This window comes from Mitsuaria sp. RG, from assembly GCF_028369275.1.
Lineage (GTDB): Bacteria > Pseudomonadota > Gammaproteobacteria > Pseudomonadales > Pseudomonadaceae > Aquipseudomonas > Aquipseudomonas peradeniyensis.
The window spans coordinates 69584-76819 of the sequence record NZ_JAQMYQ010000028.1; the positions used below are offsets into that span (position 1 = coordinate 69584).

Sequence of the window (7236 nt, forward strand, 5' to 3'; positions counted from 1 at the left end):
GCCGAAGATGAACGACGCATTGAACTGGAAGCCCGCCGGCACACCCAAGGCCGACCCTATCGAAGGCCGTTTCATCCGCCTGGAAAAGCTCGATCCGGCCCGCCATGGCGACGACCTCTGGAAAGTACTGCAAGGTCCGGGTTCGGACCCGGTGCTGTGGGACTACCTGCCCTACGGCCCATTTGCCGAGCGCGCCGGCTTCGACCACTGGCTGCAAGGCAACGCCGCCAGCCGCGATCCGCTGTTCTACAGCGTGATCGACCGCGCCAGCGGCCAGGTTCAAGGCATCCTGAGCTACATGTCGATCGTCCCGGAACAGGGCCGCTTCGAGATCGGCCACATCGCCTTCGGCGCCGCCATGCAACGCACGCCGAAAGGCACCGAGGCGGTGTACCTGCTGGGCAAGCTGGGCTTCGAGCTGGGCAACCGCCGTCTGGAATGGAAGTGCAACGACGCCAATGCCCGCTCCAAACGCGCGGCGGAGCGCTTCGGCTTCGTCTTCGAAGGTGTGTTCCGTCAGCACATGGTGGTCAAGGACCGCAACCGGGATACGGCGTGGTATTCGATTACCGACGGCGAATGGCCGGCGGTGGCGGCGGGGTTCGAGCGATGGTTGAGTGTGGATAACCAGCAACCTGAAGGTCAGGCGAGGACGCTGGAGGCCTGTCGCCAGGGCTGACCTTATCGCGGGGCAAGCCCGCTCCCACGCTGGAACTCTGTTACCTGCGCGACAGCGTAGCCTGAAGGGCTGGGCGATCTCCCACGGTAATGCGTGGGAGCAGACTTGCCCCCAAGGTCCTCATCTGATCTGACGATGACGCCTGACGACGCCCATCTGCAGCCCGAACGGCTTGAAGACCGCATTCAGCGATTTGAGCGTGGGGTTGCCCTCCCCCTGTTCGATCTGGATCAACGTGCGAACCGAAACCTTGCACATCCGCGCAAACTGGGTCTGCTGCATCTTCGCCACTTCCGTACGCAAGCGCCTGACCGCTGCGCCCAGCTCCAGGCTGCCGTCGGCGATTCCCTCACGCACACCGTCAATCAACAACCCGCGGGCATCGATGGATACCGTCATGCCAACCCCCACTCGGCCATCCGCCGCTCAAGCTTGCCCAGCGCAATCGCCGGGTGATTCATGACTCGGCTTGCCAACCCCAGTCCGCTCAGGATATCGGGCAATGCCAGCAACTGGCGGGCATCCTCGCGCAAACGCTGGTACGCCTGCTCCGGGTCAATGACCGAGGCCAGGGCGTCGCACACCGCCATCCAGTCGATTTCACCAGCCCGCTCGATCGGCACTGGCCATTTGGTTGTCCGGGTTACCCCCTCCTGATCCATCACCATCGGCGCAAGGTCATAGATTGGCGCCAGGCGCACCGTATCGCGGGTGCGGATGATGGCGGTATTGCGTCCATGGTTGTCGGAGTTGCCCAGGATCTTGTTGATCAGGTCGCGGCGCAGGTAGTCCGCAATCAGCCCAGGCACCTGATCCGACTGCCCAGCCTCATGCCATAGGGCGACAAGGGTATCGATCACTTCCAGGTGACCCATACGGCTGCCGGGCTCGGTCACGCCGCACAACGAGTAGACCGACTCCACCGCAAGGCGCTGCACCCCCCCTGCGGACACCTTACGATCGAAGCGCGCCATCCAGAGGCTGGGCTTGCGGCCCTCCTCCAACGCCATATGTTCACTGGCGACCGTATCAATACCTAAACGCTGCAAGGCTTTGTAGTAGAGGTGCTCGGCTCGCAGAATCTCCTGGTCATCGACCAGTGCCTGGTTTCTGGCAAATTTGATGAACCAGTGACGGCGAGCGTGTTCGTCGGCAAGCACGGCATCCGGGTACAACTGCCCGCTTTCGTCCTCGGTCATCAACAGCTTCGGCGCTTCTCCGCCAGCACCGGTCGCACCGCCAATGGCCGCTCCCTGCTCATAGGCGTACTCGAGAAAGCGCTGATCCCGGGAAACGACATCCTCGCGGGTAAAACCGATGGGGCTTGCCAGATCCAGTTGCTCGAAGGACTCCTTGATGCGCAGGTTGCCGATCGGCGCAGGGGTGGAGCGCCCAAGCAGAAACAGGTCCTCTCCCATGCCGGCCGGCTTCTCGCGGCCAATATGCTTGAGCAGGAAACGCTTGGCGGCACCAGCAGGCGCGATGTCGTAAAGGAATGCAGGGGCGTGGGGCAGGCGATGGTTGCCAAAATCCACCGGCAGCATTGCACTCGCCGCCCGGCAGAACAGGCTGTCATAGCCATCCGGATTCGCCCTGACGTAATCGGACAGATAGCCAAACTCGCAAGGGCTGGCGAGGCTGTGCTCCGGCTGTGCGAAGGCCATCGCCAGAGCGTCCTGCCACTTGCCGTCGTCATGGAGCTGGAGCGTAAGTCTGTGCATGGGCCGCCTGTGATTGACTGCATGTGAAGGGGTCAACCATTCCTTCGATATGCAGCATAGTGCAGATTTTTACAAAGGTTCAACAAATAATCTGCATCAAAATACATAAGCTTTAAAGCCTCCATGTCTTGTTCTGCAAAATAGTGCAGATGGAATGACAAAAAAAGGGGAGCATTCGCTCCCCAGAGGTTAACCGCTTGCAGATGAAGGCTTCTGTCAGCCTTCGATCTCGATCAGGATCTCGCCCGGGGTTACCCGGTCGCCCTTGGCCACGTGGATGGCCACGACCTTGCCGGCGATGGCCGCCTGGACTTCGGTCTCCATCTTCATCGCCTCGGTGATCAGCACTGCCTGGCCGGCCTTGACCACATCGCCTTCCTTGACCAGCACATCGACGATGTTGCCCGGCATGGTGGTGCTGACATGGCCCGGTTCGCTGGCCTGCTTGCGCTTGCTGCCGCCACCGCCGACGAAGTCGTTGAGCGGCTCGAACACCACTTCTTCCGGCATGCCGTCGATGGACAGGTAGAAGTGGCGCTTGCCTTCGGCCTTGACGCCCACGCCGGTGATGTCGACGCGGTAGGTCTCGCCGTGCACGTCGATGACGAACTCGGTCGGTACGCCCTCACCGCCCACCGAGCCCACCGCGCCGGCTTCCGGAATCGGCAGCAGGGCTTCGGGCTTGAGGGTGCCGGCTTCGCGCTCCTCGAGGAACTTGCGGCCAATGTCGGGGAACATGGCGAAAGTCAGCACGTCTTCCTCGGAGTGCGCCAGGCTGCCGATATCGGCACGCAGCTTGGCCATCTCCGGCTTGAGCAGATCGGCCGGGCGCACGTCGATCACTTCCTCGCTGCCGATGGCCTGGCGGCGCAGCTGCTCGTTGACCACGCCCGGAGCCTTGCCGTAACCGCCCTGCAGGTACAGCTTCACTTCGTTGGTAATGGTCTTGTAGCGCTCGCCGGCCAGCACGTTGAAGAACGCCTGGGTGCCGACGATCTGCGAGGTCGGGGTCACCAGCGGCGGGAAGCCGAGGTCTTCACGCACCCGCGGGATCTCCGCCAGCACTTCGTTCATGCGGTTGAGCGCGCCCTGCTCCTTGAGCTGGTTGGCCAGGTTGGAAATCATCCCGCCCGGCACCTGGTTGACCTGCACGCGGGTGTCCACGGCGGTGAACTCGCTCTCGAACTGGTGGTACTTCTTGCGCACGGCGTAGAAATACAGGCCGATCTCCTGCAGCAGCTCCAGGTCCAGGCCGGTGTCGAACTCGCTGCCCTTGAGCGCGGCGACCATCGATTCGGTACCCGGGTGGCTGGTGCCCCAGGCGAAGCTGGAAATCGCGGTGTCGATATGGTCGGCGCCGTTTTCCACCGCCTTGAGCTGGCACATCGCGGCCAGGCCGGCGGTGTCGTGGGAGTGGATGAACACCGGCAGCGACTGCTCGGCCTTCAGCGCCTTGACCAGCTCGCCGGTGGCGAACGGGGTCAGCAGGCCGGCCATGTCCTTGATCGCCACCGAGTCGCAGCCCATGGCTTCCATCTGCTTGGCCTGCTGCACGAAGGCATCGATGGTGTGCACGGGGCTGGTGGTGTAGGCGATGGTGCCCTGGGCGTGCTTGCCGGCGGCCTTCACCGCCTCGATGGCCACGCGCAGGTTACGCACGTCGTTCATGGCGTCGAAGATGCGGAACACGTCGATGCCGTTGACCGCCGCCTTGGCGACGAAGGCCTTGACCACGTCGTCGCTGTAGTGGCGGTAGCCCAGCAGGTTCTGGCCGCGCAGGAGCATCTGCAGGCGGGTGTTGGGCAATGCGGCGCGCAGCTTGCGCAGGCGCTCCCACGGGTCTTCCTTGAGGAAGCGCACGCAGGCGTCGAAGGTGGCGCCGCCCCAGACTTCCAGCGACCAGTAGCCGACCTTGTCGAGCTTGTCGCAGATCGGCAGCATGTCTTCGGTGCGCATGCGGGTAGCCAGCAGGGACTGGTGGGCGTCGCGCAGGATCGTGTCGGTAACAAAGATTTTCTTGGACATTGTTCGGTTCCTCACAGGCCTGCGTGCGCGGCGATGGCGGCGGCGATGGCCAGGGCCAGCTCTTCGGGTTTGCGCTTGATCGAGTAGTTGGTCAGTTCAGGGTGGCTTTCGACGAAGCTGGTGTTGAACTGCCCGCTGCGGAATTCCGGGTTGCGCAGGATTTCCTGGTAATACGCGGCGGTGGTCTTCACCCCCTGCACGCGCATGTCGTCCAGGGCTCGCAGGCCGCGGTCCATGGCTTCTTCCCAGGTCAGTGCCCAGACCACCAGTTTCAGGCACATGGAGTCGTAGAACGGCGGGATGGTGTAGCCGGTATAGATCGCCGTGTCAGTGCGCACGCCGGGGCCGCCGGGAGCGTAGTAGCGGGTGATCTTGCCGAAGCTGGGCAGGAAGTTGTTCTTCGGATCTTCGGCGTTGATGCGGAACTGCAACGCGAAGCCGCGGTGCTGGATGTCTTCCTGCTTGATCGACAGCGGCAGGCCGGAGGCGATGCGAATCTGCTCGCGGACGATGTCGATGCCGGTGATTTCCTCGGTGATGGTGTGTTCCACCTGCACCCGCGTGTTCATTTCCATGAAGTACACCTCGCCATCGGCGAGCAGGAACTCCACGGTACCGGCGTTCTCGTAGTCCACCGCCTTGGCTGCGCGCACCGCCAGGTCGCCGATATAGGCGCGCTGCTCGGGGGTGAGCTGCGGGCTCGGAGCAATCTCGATGAGCTTCTGGTTGCGGCGCTGGATCGAGCAATCGCGCTCGAACAGGTGCACCACGTTGCCGAAGCTGTCACCGAGGATCTGCGCCTCGATGTGCTTGGGGTTGACGATGCATTTTTCCAGGAACACTTCCGCCGAGCCGAAGGCCTTGGTGGCCTCGGAGATGACACGGGGGAAGTTCTGCTCCAGCTCTTCACGGCTGTTGCAGCGGCGGATGCCACGCCCGCCGCCACCGGAGGTGGCCTTGAGCATCACCGGGTAACCGATGCGGTCACCCTCGCGCAGGGCTTCATGGATATCGGCGACGTTGCCTTCGGTGCCGGGGGTGACCGGGACACCGGCCGCGATCATGGTGCGGCGCGCTTCGGTCTTGTCGCCCATGCGGCGAATGACATCAGCGGACGGGCCGATGAACTTGATTCCACGTTCGGCGCAGATTTCTGCCAGTTCGGCGTTTTCCGACAGGAAACCGTAGCCTGGATGCAGGGCATCGCAGCCGGTCTCGACAGCAAGGTTCACCAGCTTGCGCGGGTTCAGGTAGCCGGCCAGGGGCTCGGCACCGATGCTGTAGGCCTCGTCGGCGCGCTTGACGTGCAGGGCGTGACGGTCGGCGTCGGCATAGATCGCGACGGAGCGAATGCCCATCTCGGCGCAGGCACGCACGATCCGAACTGCGATCTCACCCCGGTTGGCGATCAGGATTTTTGTTATCACTGGAGTCTTCCCAAAGCCGTAGGAACAGACGATCCGGTTTTACCGGTCGGCGCGTGACCAGACGTCGCTGGCCAGTCGCATATTCACCCTAGCGCTGAAGATCGATAAACAAAAATCAATATTTGTTAGGGGCAGTATTAGCAAAAGCTTATAGTGAGGTAACAAGGTTTTGCCGGAGCCCCGGAAAAAATGCGTAAGTCCTTGATGCGTATGACTTTACGTCAACTGCAGGTGTTCAACGAGGTGTGTGATCTGCGCTCCTACAGCCGGGCGGCCGAGGAGATGGCGCTGACGCAACCCGCCGTTAGTCTACAGATCCGCCAACTCGAGGAGCTGGTCGGCCAGCCGCTGTTCGAGTACGTCGGCAAGAAGCTCTACCTGACCGAGGCGGCCGAGGCGCTGCAACGCGCCAGCCGGGATATCTTCGGGCGCCTGGAGAACCTCGACATGCAGCTGTCGGACCTGCAGGGCTCATTGCAGGGGCAGCTGAAACTGGCGATCGAGTCCAGCGCCAAGTACTTCGTGCCACACCTGTTCGCCGCCTTCAAGCAGCGCCACCCGGAGGTCAACCTCACCCTCACGGTGGTCAACCGGGCCCAGGCGATCCGGCGCCTTTCGGACAACCGCGACGACCTGACCATCATGTCCATGGTGCCCCAGGACATGGGTCTGGAATTCCTGCCCTTCCTCAACAACCCGATCATCGCCGTGGCACCGCCGGACCACCCGCTGTGCAAGCTGGAGCAACTGCGCCTGCAGGACCTCGAACCTCATACCCTGCTGGTTCGCGAGCAGGGCTCGGGCACGCGCAAGGCCTGCGAGGAGTTCTTCAAGGACAAGCGCGTGCACTTCACCCAGACCCTCGAGGTAGCCTCAACCGATGCCCAGCGCGAATGCGTGGTGGCCGGCCTGGGCATCGCCCTGCTGACCCGCCACGCAGTCAATTTGGAGCTGGCCACCGGCGTGCTCAGGGAACTGCCGGTGGAGGAGTTGCCGCTGTACCGCAGCTGGTGCCTGGTGCAATCCAAAAGCAAGCGCCAGTCGCCGGTCGCCTTGGCGTTCCAGGCGTTCATCCGCGGCGAACGTGCGCAAATCAGTGGGCTTGTTGAGCGTTTCTCGGGGAAGTTGCCGCCGATACCTGCCACACCGTGATGTCCTGCAGGTCGGGGTAGTCGGCCAGTTCGCGCAGCAGCTGGCGCTGGTCGCAGTAGCTTTCGATCGCGCGACGGAACTCCATGCGGCGCTGATCCTTTTCCTGTTGCTTGCGAGCCTTGGCGTTGGGTTGGTACACACCTGCGTGATCATGTGCCATTGCCTGTCTCCCAGATAGGATGCGGGAGTTTCAGACTGGCCTTGGCGGTTTACGGTTTGGCGGAGGAATGGT

At 62.8% G+C, this 7236-nt stretch carries 7 protein-coding genes; 2 read left to right on the plus strand and 5 right to left on the minus strand.

The window, feature by feature from the left end; genetic code table 11:
* Nucleotides 1–7 precede the first annotated feature (7 nt).
* A complete protein-coding gene (locus POF53_RS16645; protein ID WP_498968582.1) occupies nt 8–679 on the plus strand; it encodes a GNAT family N-acetyltransferase in 672 nt (223 codons plus the stop codon).
* A 120-nt stretch (nt 680–799) separates the two neighbouring features.
* On the opposite strand, the gene POF53_RS16650 is transcribed toward POF53_RS16645, so the two are convergent.
* The 4 genes from POF53_RS16650 to POF53_RS16665 form a co-directional block, all read right to left on the minus strand.
* Nucleotides 800–1078 (minus strand): helix-turn-helix domain-containing protein, encoded by a 279-nt coding sequence (locus tag POF53_RS16650; protein WP_186712271.1) that lies wholly within the window; start codon nt 1076–1078, stop codon nt 800–802.
* Nucleotides 1075–2400 carry a type II toxin-antitoxin system HipA family toxin gene (locus POF53_RS16655; RefSeq protein WP_232855416.1) on the minus strand — a complete coding sequence of 442 codons (1326 nt, stop codon included), beginning with the start codon at nt 2398–2400 and terminating at the stop codon, nt 1075–1077. The genes POF53_RS16650 and POF53_RS16655 overlap by 4 nt, the downstream gene beginning before the upstream one ends.
* A 216-nt stretch (nt 2401–2616) precedes the next feature.
* Complete coding sequence (oadA, locus tag POF53_RS16660) at nt 2617–4425, minus strand: sodium-extruding oxaloacetate decarboxylase subunit alpha (protein WP_203649335.1); 1809 nt, start codon at nt 4423–4425, stop codon at nt 2617–2619.
* 11 nt (nt 4426–4436) lie between these two features.
* Complete coding sequence (locus POF53_RS16665; RefSeq protein ID WP_203649333.1) at nt 4437–5852, minus strand: acetyl-CoA carboxylase biotin carboxylase subunit; 1416 nt, start codon at nt 5850–5852, stop codon at nt 4437–4439.
* 210 nt (nt 5853–6062) lie between these two features.
* On the opposite strand from POF53_RS16665, the gene POF53_RS16670 reads away from it, so the two are divergent.
* Nucleotides 6063–7004, plus strand: coding sequence for a LysR family transcriptional regulator (locus POF53_RS16670; protein ID WP_498968585.1), 942 nt, complete (start codon nt 6063–6065; stop codon nt 7002–7004).
* On the opposite strand, the gene POF53_RS16675 is transcribed toward POF53_RS16670, so the two are convergent.
* On the minus strand, nt 6946–7164 hold the full coding sequence (locus tag POF53_RS16675) for a PA3496 family putative envelope integrity protein (protein WP_203649329.1): 219 nt from the start codon (nt 7162–7164) through the stop codon (nt 6946–6948). The genes POF53_RS16670 and POF53_RS16675 overlap by 59 nt on opposite strands.
* Nucleotides 7165–7236: the final 72 nt, after the last annotated feature.